Raw genomic sequence first — 18,805 nt, 5'->3', positions numbered from 1 at the left:
TTGGTTACTTTTTCAGTTACTATAGGTTTAATTATGATACTCATATCCTATTATTTACTTAAATTTTCTTCAATTCCTTCTAAAGAACTCTCTAGAAGAACTAGATTATTTGCATTTAAAATTGCGTAAGTGCTTAATTCTAAGTTACTTACAACGCTAGAAGCCTTTAAATTGCGTGAGGACAAATATACATTTTTATTTGAATCACCCAACACGAATAAAGATTTTTTATTCTCTAACCCTAAAGCTTTCAAAACAGTAATGAAATTTTTGGTGTTTGGTGTTTCGAAATCGAAATCTTCCAATACCAAAATATTTGATTCTTTTGCTTTGATTGAGAAGGCAGATTTTCTTGCCAAACGCTTCAAGCTTTTATTCAATTTGAATGAATAACTTCTTGGACGTGGTCCGAAAACGGTACCTCCACCTTTAAACAATGGGCTTTTTTTGCTACCTGCACGTGCAGTACCTGTTCCTTTTTGCTTTTTAATCTTACGCGTACTTCCAGTAACTTCAGCTCTTTCTTTAGCTTTGTGAGTTCCTTGTCTTTGGTTCGCTAAATATTGTTTAACGTCAAGGTATACCGCGTGATTATTTGGCTCAATTGCATATACTGCGTCAGAAAGTTGTACTTTTCTGCCAGTATCTTTTCCGGTTTTATCTAAAACTTTTACTTCCATTATTTCTGAATGATTACATAAGAGTTTTTACATCCAGGAATACATCCTTTGATCACAAGTAGGTTCTTATCAGCCACTACTTTTAAAACTCTAAGATTTTGTACTTTCACATTATCTCCTCCCATTCTTCCAGCCATACGCATTCCTTTGAATACTCTAGATGGATAAGAAGAAGCTCCTACAGAACCTGGCGCTCTCAAACGGTTGTGTTGTCCGTGAGTTGCTTGTCCAACACCACCAAAACCGTGACGTTTAACAACCCCTTGGAAACCTTTCCCTTTTGATACACCTTGCACATCTACAAATTCGCCTTCAGCAAAAACATCAACTGTTAAAACTTCACCTAATTTGTACTCATTTTCAAATTGGAATTCAACGACTTTTTTCTTAGCTACAGTTCCTGCTTTTTTAAAGTGACCAATGGCCGCTTGCGTGGAATGTTTCTCGTTTTTGTCATCGAAACCAAGTTGCAACGCTTCATACCCGTCGACCTCTTTGGTTCTGACTTGGGTAACAACGCATGGTCCAGCTTCGATTACCGTACAAGGAATATTCTTCCCGTTCTCGTCGAAGATGCTGGTCATGCCGATCTTTCTACCAATTAACCCAGACATAATTATTAATTATTGATTATTAAAAAAATTCTTTTTGTTTGCTCTTAGACATAAGCATAAAGTATCAGAATGAAAATCCCGATACTTTACACCAAAATCTTAGACTTTAATTATACTTTGATTTCCACTTCAACTCCACTTGGCAACTCTAATTTCATTAGAGCATCAATGGTTTTTGAAGAAGAAGAGTAAATGTCAATTAATCTCTTGTATGACATTACTTCAAATTGTTCTCTCGCTTTTTTGTTCACGTGTGGAGAACGCAATACGGTGAAAAGTTTTTTGTGAGTTGGCAACGGAATAGGTCCAGTTACAACAGCTCCAGTACTTTTTACTGTTTTTACGATTTTCTCGGCAGACTTGTCTACCAACATATGATCGTAAGATTTCAATTTTATTCTGATTTTTTGACTCATTTTCTTAAAATTAAGCGGTTCCTTTTGCTTTTTTGATTACTGCTTCCGAAATGTTAGCAGGTGTTTCAGCGTAGTGTGAAAATTCCATTGTAGATGTAGCTCTACCAGAAGATAAAGTTCTCAATGTTGTTACATATCCGAACATCTCTGATAATGGCACATCCGCTTTGATGGTTTTTGCACCAGCTCTGTCACCCATATCATTCACCTGACCTCTACGACGGTTGATATCACCAACGATATCTCCCATGTTTTCTTCTGGTGTGATTACTTCCATTTTCATGATTGGCTCAAGGATGATAGCGCCGGCAGCTTTCGCTACTTCTCTATAACCCATTCTTGCTGCTAATTCAAATGATAGTGCATCAGAATCGACCGGGTGGAAAGATCCATCCAATAAAGTTACTTTCAAGCTATCCACTTGGTATCCTGCTAAAGGACCAGTTTTCATAGCTTCACGGAAACCTTTCTCAACTGATGGGATATATTCTTTAGGAACGTTACCACCTTTTACTGCATTCACAAACTGCAATCCAACAGGAACTTTTCCGTCAACAGCTTCAGCCGGCTCAAGTACAAATACGATATCACCGAATTTACCACGACCACCTGATTGTTTCTTGTATGTTTCTCTGTGCTGCGCTTTTTTAGTGAAAGCTTCTTTATATTCAACCTGAGGCTCACCTTGGTTTACTTCAACTTTGAATTCACGTTTCATACGATCTACAAGGATATCCAAGTGAAGCTCACCCATTCCCGAAATGATCGTTTGGCCTGAAGCTTCGTCTGTACGCACGGTAAATGTTGGATCCTCTTCAGCCAATTTCGCCAAAGCCATACCCATCTTATCGACGTCAGCTTTAGTTTTAGGCTCAATAGCGATACCAATTACCGGTGCAGGAAATTTCATCGACTCAAGAATAATCGGGTGTTTTTCATCACACAATGTATCTCCGGTCTTGATATCTTTAAATCCAACAGCAGCTCCAATATCACCAGCCTCGATATAATCGATTGGGTTTTGTTTGTTCGCGTGCATTTGGTAGATACGAGAAATTCTTTCTTTGTTTCCTGAACGTGTGTTCAAGACATAAGAACCAGCATCAAGACGTCCTGAATAAGCACGGAAGAAAGCCAGACGACCTACGAATGGGTCAGTAGCAATCTTAAATGCCAAAGCAGCGAAAGGCTCTTTAACGTCTGGTTTGCGTAAAATTTTAGTTTGGTCTTCTTCTAATAAATCAGCATCATCAGGATGAATTCCTTCGATACCTTCTTTATCCATTGGAGATGGTAAGTATTTACAAACTGCATCCAACATGAATTGAACGCCTTTGTTTTTGAAAGAAGAACCAGCAATCATAGGAATGATAGCCATATCCATAACAGCTGCTCTTAATGCCGTGTTGATTTCTTCCTCCGTAATAGAGTTTTCATCTTCCATGAATTTTTCAAGCAAATTCTCATCATAATCAGCAACTGCTTCAATAAGAATTGATCTGTATTCTTTTACTTCTGCAAGCATGTCTTCAGGAATAGGCACAATCTCGTAAGTTGCTCCCATACCTTCTTCATCCCAAACAATAGCTTGGTTTCTTACTAAATCTACAACTCCTTTAAAATCGATCTCATCACCGATAGGCAAAGTGATTGCCACAGCGTTTGATTTTAGCATGTCTCTTACTTGCTGGCAAACCATCAAGAAGTTAGCACCTTGTCTGTCCATTTTATTAACAAAACCGATACGCGGCACACGGTACTGATCAGCAAGTCTCCAGTTGGTTTCTGATTGTGGCTCAACACCATCAACAGCAGAAAACAAGAAAACCAATCCATCAAGTACACGTAACGAACGATTTACCTCTACGGTAAAGTCAACGTGTCCCGGTGTATCAATAATATTAAAATGGTAAGGTAATGTTTCAGGTAAAATTTTACCTTGAGTAGTTGGAAAATTCCATTCGCAAGTAGTCGCTGCCGAAGTAATTGTGATACCTCTTTCTTGCTCTTGCGCCATCCAGTCCATTGTTGCAGCACCATCGTGTACTTCACCAATTTTATGTGATTTTCCTGTATAAAAAAGAATACGCTCAGTTGTTGTTGTTTTACCAGCATCAATGTGAGCAGCAATTCCAATATTTCTTGTGTATTTAAGTTCTCTAGCCATTTCTTAATGATTAAAATCTAAAGTGAGAGAATGCTTTATTTGCTTCAGCCATTTTATGAGTATCCATTCTCTTTTTAACAGCAGCACCTTCTTCTTTAGCCGCAGCTAAAACTTCAGAGGCTAGTTTTTGAGCCATAGATTTCTCGTTTCTTCTTCTGGCGTAAAGGATTAACCATTTCATTGCCATAGAGATTTTTCTGTCTGGTCTGATTTGCATTGGGATTTGGAATGTAGCACCACCAACTCTACGGCTACGCACTTCTACGTGAGGCATAACGTTTGTCAAGGCATCTTTCCAAATTTCTAATGACGATTTTTCTGCGTCTTGTTTCTTAGCTTCTACGATATCGATTGCATCATAGAACACTTTGAAAGCAGTTGATTTCTTTCCGTCCCACATTAAGTTGTTCACGAAACGTGTTACCAGTTGGTCGTTAAACCTCGGATCTGGTAAAAGGGGTCTTTTTTTGGCCGCTCTTTTTCTCATGTCTTTTTCTTAAAAGTTAAATTACTTTTTTGCTTCTTTTGGGCGTTTCGCACCGTACTTAGATCTTCTTTGTGTTCTTCCTGCTACACCTGATGTGTCAAGTGCACCACGCACAATGTGGTATCTAACTCCTGGTAAATCTTTTACCCTTCCACCCCTAACTAATACTATCGAGTGCTCTTGTAGATTGTGTCCTTCACCAGGGATGTAAGCATTTACTTCATTTCCATTAGTCAAACGTACACGCGCTACTTTACGCATCGCGGAGTTTGGTTTTTTTGGAGTTGTAGTGTAAACACGCGTACAAACACCTCTTCTTTGAGGACAAGAATCTAAAGCTACCGATTTACTCTTCTTAGTTATCTGAGTTCTTCCAGTTCTTACTAATTGTTGAATTGTTGGCATAATTAATACTAAAAATTACTTATATATTAAATTTCCCGCTTTTTACGGGGTTGCAAATGTAGTAATATTTTTTAATGAAACAAATCATAATTAATTAATTTTTAAACCTGGTATTCAACAAATTATATTTTATAACAAACTGTCTTTTTTTTGCGTTACTTTTATCAAAATAAAGTTTGACATTGAAGCGTCTATTTTTCTCCTTATTTGTTATTATCGCTGGGTGGAATTGTTCCGCCCAGAATCAATATTTGAAAATCGTCAGCCAATCGACAGCAGAACAAAAAAGCATCGATTCTATTGGTTATAATAAAATCCTCGATGATGCTAAATCGATTGTAAACGAAACTAAATCGCTCTCCGAAAAACTAACACAATCCGGCTATATTGAATCTGAAATTGAAAACAACCAAAAGATTAATGACTCCACATTTTTGTATCAATTTAGACTAGGAAGAAGGGTTGCTTTCATACATATATATATAGGTAAAGATTCTGCGTTGAAGTCATTGGACTTATTTGACTCGAAAAAAGACACATTGACAATTCCTTATCCTGAAATCGAAACTTTCCTCAAACTGACATTAACTCGGTTAGAAAAAAAAGGTTTTGCTTTATCTAAACTTCGACTGATTAATATTAAAAAAACCAATCAGAACCTTACGGCGGAACTATATGCACAAACTGAGAAGATTCGGCATCTTGATGATATTGTTATTAATGGTTATGATAAATTTCCCGAAAGCCACAAACACAACCTAAAACGGATTTACAAAAAGAAACTGTTCAATCAAGACAACCTCAAAAACATCTATTCCGATATTGAGAAATTTCGTTTCGTCAAACAAACCCGATATCCTGAGATACTATTTACAACAGATTCGACTAAAGTGTACGTATATCTCGAAAAGGTAAAGTCAAATAATTTTGACGGTTTTATAGGGTTTGCCAATGATGAGAATAAAAAGGTGAGCGTAACGGGCTACCTTGATTTGACTTTAAACAACCTGCTAAACACTGGCGAAACGTTTTCCTTATATTGGAAAAGCGATGGCAACGACCAAAAGACCTTCAATGCGAAGATTGAATTACCGTATATTTTTAAAAGCCCATTTGGATTGAAAGCACAACTAAACATCTTCAAACAGGACAGCACATTTCAGAACACACAGACCGCACTCGATTTGGGTTACTTTTTTAATTATAACACCCGTTTATATCTCGGCTATCAATCTGCAGAGTCGAGCGACATTCAAAACCAGAATACGTCAAGCATCAGTGATTATGAAAATTCCTTTGTAACTACACAATTCGAATTTGTTGATTTCAAATCCGATGAATTCTTATTTCCTGAAAAAACTAAAGTTGATTTTAAATTCGGTATTGGCTCCAGAAAATCAAAGTTCACCAAAAACGATCAGATGTTTCTGAATGCCAACATCAAACATACTTTTTTCCTGAATGACAAAAACAATTTTAATATCAAAAGTCAGAATTATTATCTCAACAGCGATATCTATATCGTCAACGAACTCTATCGTTTTGGCGGCATCAATTCCATTCACGGATTTAACGAAAACAGCCTTCAAGCGCATCTTTTCTCTTCGCTTCTCACTGAGTATCGATATATCATCGCGCCCAATCTCTATGTACATTCGATTATTGATTACGGCTATTATCAGGACAAAACCACAAACAACGGCGGAAGTTTGCTGGGAATAGGTTTTGGATTTGGATTAGCAACAAAAAACGGACTATTCAATATTGTATACGCTAATGGCAGTACAAAAGAGCAGGAGATTAAAGGATCGAACTCTATAGTACACATTAGTTTTAAAACTCAGTTTTAGAACATTATCACAATTGTGAATAAAAAGCTACATTTTTATTAGGTTTATTAACAATTTATTTGGAATTTTATAGAACTAATTCAAAATAATTTAAAAATGAAGCTAAAGTTTAATCAAATTTTAACATTTTTATTAATGTTAATCGCGCCACTTGCTTTTGCGCAGGAGATTGCTGTAACCGGAACCGTTACAGATCAGTCTGGCCTACCAATTCCTGGAGTTAATGTTTTGGTGAAAGGGTCCCCTAACGGAACCCAAACCGATTTTGATGGGAATTTTAAAATCTCTGCTAAACAAGGAGAAAAATTAGTATTCTCATTCTTAGGGATGAAAACCTTGGAGTTATCTGCCAGTTCAAAGATGACCGTTAAGATGTCTGATGATTCTGTACAGCTTGAAGGCGTGGTCATTACATCACAAGGCATTAAAAAAGAAAAAAAGAAATTAGGATATGCCGTAAGTGAAGTCAAAGCATCACAAATTGAAGAAAGAGCCGATAGCGATGTTGCCCGTATTCTAAGTGGTAAAGCTTCAGGTGTGAATATCATTTCTCAAAATGGGATGTCCGGATCCGGAACTAATGTAATTATTAGAGGTTACAAAAGTTTTAGCTCTTCCAACCAAGCTTTATTTATTGTTGATGGAGTTCCTTTTAGCTCCGACACCAACTCAGTAGGTCGACAAGGAGATCGTAATGATTTTGTCAATGGTAATAATGGATCGAGTCGATTTTTAGATTTAGACCCAAACAATATCGAAAGTATAAGCGTACTTAAAGGACTCGCGGCATCAACTTTATATGGCTCTGCCGGTAGAAATGGTGTCATTTTAATTACTACCAAGTCAGGTTCCAATAAGAAAAGTAGTAAAAAAGGAAATGTTGCCATCACTTCTTCTTTGTTTTTTAATGAAATCGCTTCATTGCCTGATTACCAAAATAAATATGGAAACGGATTTGACCAAGCATTCGGTTGGTTCTTCAGTAACTGGGGTCCAAAATTCGAGAAAGAAGGAACAACAGGTTGGGGAAACAGCTCAGCATTCGATGCTAATGGAACGCTTCCACACCCTTATTCAACAGCTAGTTTTTCGGATGCATTTCCTCAATATCAAGGCGTTCGTTATCAATGGAGAGCTTATGATGCTGTAAAAGATTTTTTCCGAGTGGGTGTGATATCGAATACTTCGGTAAACTTCAAAGGCCAGTCAGATGATGGAGACATAATCTATAGCTTAAATTATGGTCATAATGAAGACGAAGGCTTTACACCAGGTAATAAAGTAACACGAAACACATTATCTATTGGTGGTAGCTCAAAAGTTTCTAAAAAACTTACTGTAGCCGGTACGTTGAATTATGCTAAAACGGGATTTGTGTCACCGCCAGTAGCTTTAAGTCAAGGTAATGGCGCCACAGGAACAGGTTCCTCAATATTTGGCGACTTATGGTTTACGCCAAGAAGTATAGACATTCAAGGATTGCCTTACCAAAATCCATTAACGGGAGGAAGTGTTTATTACAGACAGGACAACAGTATTCAGCATCCATTATGGACATTGAACAATACAGGAACCAAACAAACCACCAACCGCTTTTTCGGAAATGCTTCGATAAATTACGAACTCAATGCTAATTTTAGCGTATTATATCGTGTCGGTTTAGACAATTATAATGAATCCAATGTGAATTACCAAAACAAAGGCGGAGTCAACACCAACAGCGGGAATGCTAGAACAGCTAGTGGTTTCTATGAAACATGGAACAACATCAACACGATTTGGGATCACAATGCCATGTTGAATGGAAAATTTGCACTGACCGATAAATTAAACTTAAATTTTAATGTTGGTGCGACAACGAGAAATGAAACTTTTGAGAGCAATGGTGTTGCCAGTGATGGTCAACAGATATTTGGAGTATTGAGACATTACAATTTCGCTAACTCTTTACCCATTGAAAATTTTGCAGACCGCAATATCGCAGGGGTTTATTCTCAGGTAGATTTTGATTATAGCAGCTATTTATTTCTTAATTTATCAGCGAGAAAGGATTGGGTTTCCAATTTTTCATCTAAAAACAATTCTAAACTATACCCAAGTGCCAGCATATCATTTTTGCCAACTACAGCGTTCGAAAAATTATCTTCTGACAAAGGATTAAATTTCTTAAAATTAAGAGTCGGCATAGGTACTTCCGCAAGTTTTGGTGATTTTGGAAGTTATCCTGTTTCAAACACTTTGCTTTTAAATGTTCGCGACAGTCAATCAAACTCTAACCCTGAAGAAGCATCTCAAAACATTGTCTCCAATGCTGTGGGAAAAACATTAGGGAATCCTGATCTTAAACCGGAACTCTTAACAGAGTATGAATTCGGAGTGGAAACCAAGTTCTATAAAAATCGATTTGGTATTGATTTTTCATTATACCAAAGAATCACTAAAGACTTAATCATTGACAGACCGCTCGACCCTTCAACTTTCTATACCCAAACCAAAACTAATATTGGTGAAATTAAAGGACATGGTATTGAAATGGATTTAACTGCAGTGATTATCAAAACAGGCTCCGATGATGGATTCAAATGGGAAGCCAGCATGAACTTTACCCAAAGCGACACTGAAGTTACTGACTTGGGTCAAGACACTGATAAAATTATATACAGCGGGTTTTCTAATTTAGGAAATGTAGCTCAGGTTGGTTCTCCATTAACCGCTATTTTTGGAAGCAGAGTCCTAAGAGATGCCAATGGCAATTTGGTGGTTGGTGCTGATGGAAATTATATACAAGATCCAAATGACGGTATTATTGGAGATGCAAATCCTGATTGGATAATGAATATCAACAATACTTTTTCCTATAAGAATTTTGATTTCAGTTTCTTGATTAATTATACCAAAGGTGGCGATATATATTCAAGCACTATTTCAACATTATTGGGTAGAGGATTAATTGATGAGACCTTAGATAGAGAAAGAACTTTTGTATTACCCGGCGTTAATGAACAAGGTGCCGTCAATACGGTGCAGATTAATAATTCCGATTATTATTTTACAAATTTCGCATTTGGCCCTAGTGAGTTGCAAATTTATGACGCTACCACAATACGTTTACAGGAAGTATCATTCGGATATTCAGTGCCTGCAAAATTTTTAGAAAAAACTGCGTTCAGCGCAATATCATTTAAAGTATCCGGGAATAATTTGTATTATAGAGCTATTAACACCCCAAAAGGAGCTAATTTTGATCCAAATACATCTGGAACCGGTGTTGGAAATGGCGTTGGGTTTGATTTTCTCAATGGTCCAAGTTCAAAAAAATATGGGTTTTCTTTAAAACTAAGTTTCTAATCATTTAAAAAATTAAAAATGAAAAAAAATAATATATATATTATACTTATATCAATGATAGGTTTAATAGTAAATGTTTCTTGTGAATCTTTAGAATTAGACAAATCCAAAGATCCATTTAGCTTATCTCCCGAACAGGCAGATGTTGAGTTTCTTTTCAATAGCATCGAAAAAAACTTTGCGAGACAAATTGAAGGAAATGCAGACTTTAGTAATGATGAAAATTGGGAATCAGGTGGTTCCACCAACGGAGACGGACTGTCGCTTTTTGGAGCGGAACTTACAAGAATGTATGCCATGTCGAATACTAATTCCAGAAATTACGCAACCGTTTATCAAGCCTCAGATTCTGATGATGAATGGACGAATTCGTATGCCGGAATCATCTCGAATATCCGCACAATGACACCACTGGCTTTAGCTGTTGGCAAAACGCGACATGTAGCGATTGCACAATTTATAGAAGCTTATACCATGACAGCAATGGTCGATTTTTATGGCGATATTCCATACACCGAAATAGGTCAAGGATTGGCGAATACAAATCCTAAAACTGATTCTGGAGCTTCCATATATGCAGCTGCGATTGTATTGTTGGATAATGCCATTGTAAATTTCACTAACACTGTATCAGCAAAACCAAATTCAGAAGTATTTTACAATAATGATTATAGCAAATGGATAAAAGCAGTCAATACATTAAAAATGAAATTGTATCTGCAAACCCGATTGGTTGACAATACCGCTGCTTCTAAATTTAATGACATTGTAGCTTCAGGCGATTATATTACAAATTCAAGTGACGATTTAGTTTACCGTTGGTTAGGATCAAGCGCTTCCAATCCTGACAACCGTCACCCAAGATATGGTCTAAATTATACTCCGACGGGTGCCTCTGATTATATGTCAAATTGGTTAATGGGAACGATGGATAACGCAAGCGACCCGAGACTACGATACTATTTCTACAGACAAGTAGCAGCAGTTCCCGGACAGGAAATCGATGTTGATGAACAAAACCTAAAATGCTCGCTTCAGTCTGCTCCGGTGCACTATGTGACAGGAGGCTTTACATTTTGTAGTCTTCCACACGGATATTGGGGAAGAGATCACGGAGATAACGATGGTGTTCCACCCGATGGTTTCCTTAAATCTACATTTGGAGTCTATCCAGCCGGAGGAAAATTTGATGGTGATAATTTCTTAAAAGTATACAACACTGCTACAAACCAGCCTAGAGGTGCTAGAGGTAATGGCATTACACCAATATTATTAGCTTCATGGGGTAATTTCATGAAAGCAGAAATGGCACTGGCAAATAACGATCCCGGACTGGCAAAAACTGAAATGATGGAAGGAATTGATAAATCCATCAATAAAGTAATGTCATTTGGCCCACGCGATCCTGATTTTGATGTCGACTTTGCACCTGCTCCCGCCGATGTTTCAAACTTCACTGATGCAGTAAGTTCGGAATGGGATGCTGCTGATGTCAACGGAAGATGGAATGTTTTAGGCGTTCAACAGTTCAGAGCAGTCTTTGGAAACGGAATTGAATCCTACAATTTCTACAGAAGAACTGGCTATCCAACTACCCTACAGCCCGACAGATCACCAACACCAGGTAATTTTGTACGATCACTATATTACCCATCTAATGCGGTAAATAATAACGCTAACATGACACAAAAAGCAAATCAAAGTGTTCCTGTATTCTGGGATAATAATGCTAGTGGTCCAATTGCTAACTAAAAAAAAAATGAAAATGAAAACATATATCAACAGATTTAGTCATTACTTGTTTTTAGCTGCTGTGATTTTAATGGCATCATGCGAATCCGATGACAATAGTAGTCTAGCCAATCAAGTATCGGCAGGAACAACAGCGGGAGCTGTACTTCGAACAATATCTATCAATACAGGTACTTTCGATTTCACCAATCCAGCAGCGGAATGGTCCGCAACACTAGAAGCTCAGGGTGCCGATGCATCAACCATATCGGAAATAAAGCTCTATGCAAATTATACTACCAATGGAGAAACTACAGAGGAAAGTATAGTAAAATCATATTCCCCATCAATTTTCTCTGCTGGTCCAAATGGATATCCAAGAGGCGATGTTGATGTAAGTCTCACAGAAGTACTCACTGCGCTTGGTATTGCTGATGGCTCTTACACTGCCAATGATAGTTTCAACTTAAAATTTGAGATGGTTTTAACCGATGGAAGAACTTTTTCAGCTACGAATGCGAGTGCTACAGTTACCGGCGGATCTTATTTAAATTCACCTTTTCAATATTCAGCACAATTCTTTTGCCCTTTGGCAGATGCTTCGATATTTGATGGTAATTATACTGTAGTTGCTGATGCATGGGCTGATTATGGCGCCGGAGATACCGTACCGGTTACACATGTTCCGTCTGATGGACCATTTACTTTTAGAATTTTGAGTACCAACAATCCGTTTATTGCAAATACAGGAACAAGTTATATGCTGGTAACGATTGATCCAGCTGATGGTACTGCAACAGTACAATCCAATGAGTCATTCGATTACGGTATTCCAATCGATGTAACCGGAGACGGAACTGTAGGAACTTGTACAGGTGATATCAATCTATCATTAGATTTTAGTGGTCAGGCACAGAATCAGACTTTCATCCTGACCAAAAATTAATCCTATAAAAATGTCTTTAAAAACCATCCCACAATCGGGGTGGTTTTTTTATATCTTTGCGCCATGGAAAAAGAACATTTGATATTTGGCATCCGTGCCATCATAGAAGCGATTCAATCAGGAAAAGAAGTCGATAAAGTCTTCATTCAAAAGGAGATTTCAGGCGAATTAATGAAAGATTTGATGAAAGTCATGAAGCGAGCCAATGTGAATTTCTCCTATGTTCCTGTAGAAAAACTCAACAGACTCACACCCAACAACCACCAAGGTGCTGTGGCCAGCATCTCTCCTATCGGTTTCATGGATTTAGAGCAATTGGTTGAAGCTACTATGGAATCAGGTAAAACGCCCTTGTTTCTTATTCTCGATCAAATTTCCGACGCCCGTAATTTTGGTGCGATTATTAGAACCGCTGAATGCACTGGCGTGAATGGTATCATCGTTCAAAAAGCAGGCTCCGCTCCGGTTAATGGGGATACTGTAAAAACTTCTGCGGGAGCTGTTTTCAATGTGCCGATTTGTAAAGTAGAACACATCAAAGATGCGATATTTTACCTGCAAGGTTCGGGGATAAAAACCGTAGCCGCTACAGAAAAAACAGAGCAAAATATTTATGATGTTGCTTTAAATGAACCTGTGGCCATTATTATGGGAAGTGAAGACCGAGGTATCAATCCATCGGTGCTAAAAATCGTCGATGAAAAAGCAAAACTACCCATGTTTGGAAGCATCGGATCATTGAATGTTTCGGTAGCTTGCGGCGCTTTTCTTTACGAAGCGGTTCGTCAGAGAAGTTAAAGATTCTCTTTTCTTTTTATAATATATTTATTTTCGACTGCATCATACACTACATCATATTCTGAGTTTGTGGTATGCAATGTAGTTGGTAATTCTTGTATCATTTGCTTCGCCAATTCGCTATCGCTCGGGTCGAGTGGCGGCAAATTGACGAAATTACCATACTCATCAAAGCGTTGCATAAACTTATCTTCTTGCGGATTATAATCCTCGCGTTCCCAATCGTAGCGAATTAGTTTTTTGTATTCAGGTGTTTTGAATGTAACGGCAAACGCAAACCCTACAATCAACCCGGCGAGATGGCCTTCCCAAGAAATGCCTTCTTTTACGTTCGGAAAAATATACCAAACCAAACCGCCATATACCATTACAATCATTAAGGATAAAGCCACCAAACGATAATACTTAGTGCGCATGCCTTTGAAGAAAATAAAACTGACAAGCAAATAAACCAATCCACTGGCGCCGATGTGATACGATTCTCTACCGATAATCCAAGTGATGGCACCGGTTAACAGAAGTCCGTAGCCCAAAACTTGAAACGTTTGATCGCGATAAAAAAACCGCAACGCAGCAATTAGTATGAATAACGGAATCGAATTGTTGTAGAGATGTTCGATGTTGCCATGAATAAATGGGCTGAAAACAATACCGCGTAAACCTTCTAAAGTGCGTGGGTAAATGCCGTAATTTTCGATATCAAAATGAAAACGAACACCGAACCAAAAGACGATCCATAACGAAAGTACGGATAGAAACGGAAGTGCTATGACTGAGGCGGAGAATTTGAAATGTTGGTCTTCCATGTTTGAGTTGTCGGTTGTGCGTTGTCGGTTTGTCAAAAATATGACCAAAACGAAAGTTGTGCTATTTTGTCAGTTTTTGATATAGAAACGATTGCCCTAGCCCAGATGGGAACGGTATCCTTTTGTGCCGTCGTTCGGCGCAAAAGATTTAGTGGACAGCTGGAAATAGCTCCTGAAAATTAATTAAAAAATACTAATTTTACAACATGGAAGCACCTTTAGCCGAGCGCATTCGCCCGCAACATTTGGAAGATTATATCAGTCAATCGCACTTGGTCGGGCCGACGGGTTCGCTGACGCTTCAAATTGAGAAAGGCATCATTCCGTCGTTGATTTTTTGGGGTTCACCCGGAACCGGAAAAACGACTTTGGCGCAGATTATTGCACAAGAATCGAAACGCCCTTTTTATGTTTTGAGTGCCATTAATTCGGGTGTGAAAGACATTCGCGAGGTCATTGAAAAGGCCAAACAAAGTGGCGGATTGTTTACTTCGAAAAACCCGATTTTGTTTATTGATGAGATTCACCGTTTCAGCAAATCGCAGCAAGATTCGTTGTTGGCTGCGGTTGAAAAAGGTTGGATTACACTCATTGGCGCAACGACCGAAAATCCGAGTTTTGAAGTGATTCCCGCTTTACTGTCGCGTTGTCAGGTGTATGTTTTGAATCCGTTTACCAAAGCTGATCTTGAAACTTTATTGCAGCGTGCGATTACGACCGATGTGATTTTGAAACAGAAAAAAATTGAATTGCACGAAACAGAAGCGCTGTTGCGACTTTCAGGTGGCGACGGACGCAAACTATTGAATATTTTTGAACTCGTCGTAAACGCTTCCGCTGAAGACGAGATTTTAATCACCAACGAACGAGTTTTACAAATCGTGCAGCAGAATACCGTGTTGTATGACAAAACCGGGGAACAGCATTATGATATCGTTTCGGCGTTTATCAAATCGATTCGCGGCAGTGATCCGAATGCAGCGGTGTATTGGCTCGCGAGAATGATTGAAGGCGGCGAAGACGTAAAATTTATTGCGCGACGCATGCTCATTCTTTCGAGTGAAGATATCGGAAATGCCAATCCTACGGCTTTCATTATGGCGAACAATACGTTTCAAGCGGTTTCTACAATCGGTTATCCTGAAAGCAGAATTCTTTTGAGTCAATGCGCGATTTATCTGGCTACTTCTCCGAAAAGCAATGCGTCGTATATGGCGATTGGTAATGCACAACAAACCGTTAAAGAAACGGGCGATTTACCAGTTCCGATTCCACTGCGCAATGCACCGACGAAATTGATGAAGGAATTGGGTTATGGCGATGATTATAAATACTCACATGATTTTGCGAACAATTTTGCGGAGCAGGAATTTTTGCCCGATGCGATTTCAGGAAAGGCTTTTTATGAGCCTGGTAATAACAGTCGGGAAAATGGAACACGAGAATTTTTGAAGAATCGTTGGAAGGAGAAGTATGGGTATTGAGTTAGGGGTTAAATCAGCAATTGTGTTAGACAACTGTTTTGTGCCGTTATTCTTTACATACATTTATAATTCTATGCCTTTTTTCTGTCCAAATATTTGATTTGTGATCAAGTTTGTAAATATGTTCGCCCAAACCACAAACTCCGGCGTGAATGTAGGTTACCAAAGTTTTGTTTTTACTATTTATTTTAGCAGGAAAGTAAACTATCGAGTCAGTTAAGAATTTGTTTAAGTTAAACTTTCTATTGGATTCTTGAATGTAATAACTGTAGAATGTTCCTCCATTTCCGCCTAAATCATTGATTATTGTAAAATCATCTTTATGATCAAAGTTGAAATCGGCAACTATGAAATCCCCATAATAGTTATCGACAGCTTCTTTATCTATGTTAATTCCAGTTCTATAAGATCTAACATTATCAAGGTTAACCAAAGAAGAATAAAAGAGATTTACGTTTTGTCGAATAGAATCTATTTTCTTTCCTTGCTTGTTGTATATGATAATATCCCAATAATGCTTAGTGACATTTTTGCCAACGTATTTCTCGTAATAAGTAAGTTTAAAATCAAAACTTTGCGAAAGGTTATCGTATTTTCTTTCTTTAATAATGGTACTATCTATAACACGAATAGTATCTTTTTCAATTATACGGATAATCTTTTGGGCTGAATTTTTATCGTCGTTCTTACAACTGATGAGAATAAATAGCAGCGTGAATATTAAGGCAATCGTTTTCATATAATGGCATAACTAATTACTTACTTCTATTCCCAACTTCTATCTAAAACTTCACATTAACTTTCTCCGAAATTAGTTTTTCTTCTTGATAGTATTCAAAAAACCATTGATTGTCTTTAGAAATCAACACACCTTGAATGGTTCCTTTTATTGCTGAAAATGTAGTGGGATTTGATGTTTTGAAAATCTTCATAATGATTTTCGGTGTGGTATCGACTAACTGATAGCCGTTTGAAATGGTTTGCGCATAAAGCAATTCGTTGTTATTAAAATCATCAAACGATTCGCTTACTATGGCTTTTTCGTTGTTTGGTGTTGCTATTTTTGCATTGCTTTTTGTTGGTGTATATTGATAATGCAACGTTTCAAAAGATTGAAAAGCTTCACGTAAAGCTAGTGTGTATGCCGCTTTATACTCTTTCTCTTTACTTTTCCCAATAGCAGATTGATAGATCAAATTATTTTGACAATCTTTTAAAGTAACTTGAATTTTGGTTATTATAAAACTTCCCGAACTCACCACATCGGCATAGAGTTTATCACATCTTGAATCTTTTAATGCTTCTGGCAAAACATCGGTATCGAAATACACTTTAAAACCATATTTTTCTAATAAAAGTTTGGTTAATGTATTCAAACGGTATTGATCTTCTTGCGTTGTAAATTTAAATTGAGTAGGCACAATAACATATTGATATTGATTAACCGTGGTTTGTGCCAGCAAATATTGACCTACCAAAAAGAACACAATGACTGCAAATTTTTTCATTTTAAAAAATCGTTTTAAGTTGTGCTAAAGTACTGATTTGAATAATATTTTCAGGAACTTCAATTTGATTTGGATTGAAAAAAATAGCTTCCATTCCAAAATCTAAAGCACCGTTAACATCGGCCTCGATGGAATCGCCAATCATAATACTTTCGTTCTTTTGCGCTTGAGCCAAATGCAAAGCATGTTGAAAAATAATCGGATTGGGCTTTTTAGCGCCAGCCATTTCTGAATTGGTGACAGTTTTGAAATAGTGCGACAAATTAGAATTCGACATTTTTCGAAACTGAACTTCCGCAAAACCATTGGTGATGATATGCAGTTGATATCGTGCTTTCAAATACGATAAAGTTTCTAAAGCATCTTCAAAAAGGTGGTTAAATTCCGGCAATAATTGAATGTAATCTTGTGCAATTTGCTCGATCTGATCGTCGGATATTGCATAATTGATCGCATCGAAAGATTGTTTTAGTCTTTGGTAACGCAGTGCTTCATGCGTCATTTTATCAACCTGAAACAATGCCCAACATGCTTGATTGATTGGAATGTAATGTTCTAAAAACAATTTTGTATCAATCGTAGGATAATCTCTTTTGAAAATTTCATCGAACGCCAACGCAGAGTTGGTATCGAAATCCCAAAGTGTGTGGTCTAAATCGAAGAAAATATGGGTAATGTCTTTTTTCAATCGTTATTATTTAAAAAAAACAAAAGTCGGAAAGTTTTTTGGTGTTTTGATGTTAAATCATTCAAAGAATTCCGGCGTCTGAAAAACTGAAATATTGGGTTTCAGTAATGATGACGTGGTCAATAATTTTAATGTCTAATTGTTCCCCGCCAGTTTTGAGCTTTCGTGTAATCTGCTTGTCGGATTCGCTAGGTTGCAAAGTTCCTGATGGATGATTGTGTGACAAAATAATTCCAACGGCACTCAATTCTAAAGCCGTTTTGAAAACCAAACGCACATCGACCACCGTTCCTGTAATGCCGCCTTTACTGAGTTGCGATTTAGCAATAATTTTGTTCGCATTGTTGAGATAAATAATCCAAAATTCTTCATACGCCAATTCGCCAATGATGGGTTGCATGATGTCGAAAATCGTTTTACTAGAACTGATTTTTTGAAGTTCCATCGCTGCTTCTGCCCTGCGCCGCCTGCCCAATTCCATGGCTGCTTGAATGGTTATGGCTTTGGCATCACCGATTCCTTTAAAATTGTTGAGTTGCGCCACCGAAAGTTTTCCGAGTGCATTGAGATTGTTGTTGACGCTTTTTAGGATGCGTTTGCTTAAATCGACAGCCGATTCGTTTCTGCTTCCCGAACCAATAAGTATGGCGATTAATTCTGCATCGCTTAGTGCAGCTTTGCCTTTGAGTAGCAATTTTTCGCGGGGTTTGTCATCTTCGGACCAACTGCGAATTGGGAAAAAAGTGTTTTCAGACATGTTGTATGGCGTTTAAAATTTGTTGTAAGTTGTCGGTTAACTTTAGTAAAAGTAATAACTTTTTTTTAACCAACAACTCAGAACTGACAACCGAGTTGATTACATTTGTCGCAAAGAATT

General features: G+C 37.6%; 17 protein-coding genes. 6 read left to right on the top strand and 11 right to left on the bottom strand.

The genetic code is table 11. From position 1 onward, the window contains the following. Nucleotides 1-50: 50 nt before the first annotated feature. From rplD to rpsL, 6 genes are all read right to left on the bottom strand, one after another. Nucleotides 51-680: a 50S ribosomal protein L4 gene (gene rplD / locus RMO03_RS00700; protein ID WP_309640153.1), complete on the bottom strand. Its 630-nt coding sequence runs from the start codon at nucleotides 678-680 to the stop codon at nucleotides 51-53. Beyond that, a complete protein-coding gene (gene rplC, locus RMO03_RS00695; protein ID WP_309640152.1) occupies nucleotides 680-1,294 on the bottom strand; it encodes a 50S ribosomal protein L3 in 615 nt (204 codons plus the stop codon). Before rplC ends, rplD begins: the two co-directional genes overlap by 1 nt. A gap of 110 nt (nucleotides 1,295-1,404) precedes the next feature. Beyond that, nucleotides 1,405-1,710 carry a 30S ribosomal protein S10 gene (rpsJ, locus tag RMO03_RS00690; RefSeq protein WP_011963470.1) on the bottom strand — a complete coding sequence of 102 codons (306 nt, stop codon included), beginning with the start codon at nucleotides 1,708-1,710 and terminating at the stop codon, nucleotides 1,405-1,407. Between the two features lie 10 nt (nucleotides 1,711-1,720). Continuing rightward, entirely contained in the window at nucleotides 1,721-3,877 is a 2,157-nt protein-coding gene (fusA, locus tag RMO03_RS00685; RefSeq protein WP_309640151.1) for an elongation factor G, read from the bottom strand. A gap of 10 nt (nucleotides 3,878-3,887) precedes the next feature. After that, nucleotides 3,888-4,364, bottom strand: a complete 477-nt coding sequence (rpsG, locus tag RMO03_RS00680) for a 30S ribosomal protein S7 (protein ID WP_309640150.1) — start codon at nucleotides 4,362-4,364, stop codon at nucleotides 3,888-3,890. A gap of 21 nt (nucleotides 4,365-4,385) precedes the next feature. Continuing rightward, nucleotides 4,386-4,769 (bottom strand): 30S ribosomal protein S12, encoded by a 384-nt coding sequence (rpsL, locus tag RMO03_RS00675; protein WP_007136570.1) that lies wholly within the window; start codon nucleotides 4,767-4,769, stop codon nucleotides 4,386-4,388. Between the two features lie 251 nt (nucleotides 4,770-5,020). On the opposite strand from rpsL, the gene RMO03_RS00670 reads away from it, so the two are divergent. The 5 genes from RMO03_RS00670 to rlmB all read left to right on the top strand — a co-directional run bounded on the left by RMO03_RS00670 (nucleotide 5,021) and on the right by rlmB (nucleotide 13,442). Further along, entirely contained in the window at nucleotides 5,021-6,619 is a 1,599-nt protein-coding gene (locus RMO03_RS00670; protein WP_309640149.1) for a hypothetical protein, read from the top strand. A 96-nt stretch (nucleotides 6,620-6,715) separates the two neighbouring features. Beyond that, the gene (locus RMO03_RS00665) at nucleotides 6,716-9,967 is read left to right on the top strand and encodes a SusC/RagA family TonB-linked outer membrane protein (protein WP_309640148.1); all 3,252 of its coding nucleotides are present in this window, start codon (nucleotides 6,716-6,718) and stop codon (nucleotides 9,965-9,967) included. 18 nt (nucleotides 9,968-9,985) lie between these two features. Then, complete coding sequence (locus tag RMO03_RS00660) at nucleotides 9,986-11,719, top strand: SusD/RagB family nutrient-binding outer membrane lipoprotein (RefSeq protein ID WP_309640147.1); 1,734 nt, start codon at nucleotides 9,986-9,988, stop codon at nucleotides 11,717-11,719. Nucleotides 11,720-11,732: 13 nt separating this feature from the next. After that, nucleotides 11,733-12,644, top strand: coding sequence for a hypothetical protein (locus RMO03_RS00655; protein ID WP_309640146.1), 912 nt, complete (start codon nucleotides 11,733-11,735; stop codon nucleotides 12,642-12,644). Between the two features lie 63 nt (nucleotides 12,645-12,707). Next, complete coding sequence (gene rlmB / locus RMO03_RS00650; protein ID WP_309640145.1) at nucleotides 12,708-13,442, top strand: 23S rRNA (guanosine(2251)-2'-O)-methyltransferase RlmB; 735 nt, start codon at nucleotides 12,708-12,710, stop codon at nucleotides 13,440-13,442. Here the strand turns inward: rlmB and RMO03_RS00645 are convergent. Further along, a complete protein-coding gene (locus RMO03_RS00645; RefSeq protein ID WP_309640144.1) occupies nucleotides 13,439-14,248 on the bottom strand; it encodes a rhomboid family intramembrane serine protease in 810 nt (269 codons plus the stop codon). The two genes, rlmB and RMO03_RS00645, sit on opposite strands and share 4 nt — an antisense overlap. Before the next feature lie 206 nt (nucleotides 14,249-14,454). Between RMO03_RS00645 and RMO03_RS00640 the strand changes: the two genes are divergently transcribed. Next, on the top strand, nucleotides 14,455-15,732 hold the full coding sequence (locus RMO03_RS00640; RefSeq protein WP_309640143.1) for a replication-associated recombination protein A: 1,278 nt from the start codon (nucleotides 14,455-14,457) through the stop codon (nucleotides 15,730-15,732). A gap of 46 nt (nucleotides 15,733-15,778) precedes the next feature. Here RMO03_RS00640 and RMO03_RS00635 read toward each other — a convergent pair whose 3' ends face one another. The 4 genes from RMO03_RS00635 to radC all read right to left on the bottom strand — a co-directional run bounded on the left by RMO03_RS00635 (nucleotide 15,779) and on the right by radC (nucleotide 18,685). Beyond that, nucleotides 15,779-16,471, bottom strand: a complete 693-nt coding sequence (locus RMO03_RS00635) for an XAC2610-related protein (protein WP_309640142.1) — start codon at nucleotides 16,469-16,471, stop codon at nucleotides 15,779-15,781. Between the two features lie 43 nt (nucleotides 16,472-16,514). Further along, nucleotides 16,515-17,240 carry a hypothetical protein gene (locus RMO03_RS00630; protein ID WP_309640141.1) on the bottom strand — a complete coding sequence of 242 codons (726 nt, stop codon included), beginning with the start codon at nucleotides 17,238-17,240 and terminating at the stop codon, nucleotides 16,515-16,517. A gap of 1 nt (nucleotide 17,241) precedes the next feature. After that, entirely contained in the window at nucleotides 17,242-17,928 is a 687-nt protein-coding gene (locus RMO03_RS00625) for a YjjG family noncanonical pyrimidine nucleotidase (RefSeq protein WP_309640140.1), read from the bottom strand. A gap of 61 nt (nucleotides 17,929-17,989) precedes the next feature. Further along, nucleotides 17,990-18,685 carry a RadC family protein gene (gene radC, locus RMO03_RS00620; protein WP_309640139.1) on the bottom strand — a complete coding sequence of 232 codons (696 nt, stop codon included), beginning with the start codon at nucleotides 18,683-18,685 and terminating at the stop codon, nucleotides 17,990-17,992. Nucleotides 18,686-18,805: the final 120 nt, after the last annotated feature.

The organism is Flavobacterium sp., assembly GCF_031411595.1.
Classification (GTDB): Bacteria; Bacteroidota; Bacteroidia; order Flavobacteriales; family Flavobacteriaceae; genus Flavobacterium.
This window is presented reverse-complemented; position numbering and strand designations above follow the sequence as displayed.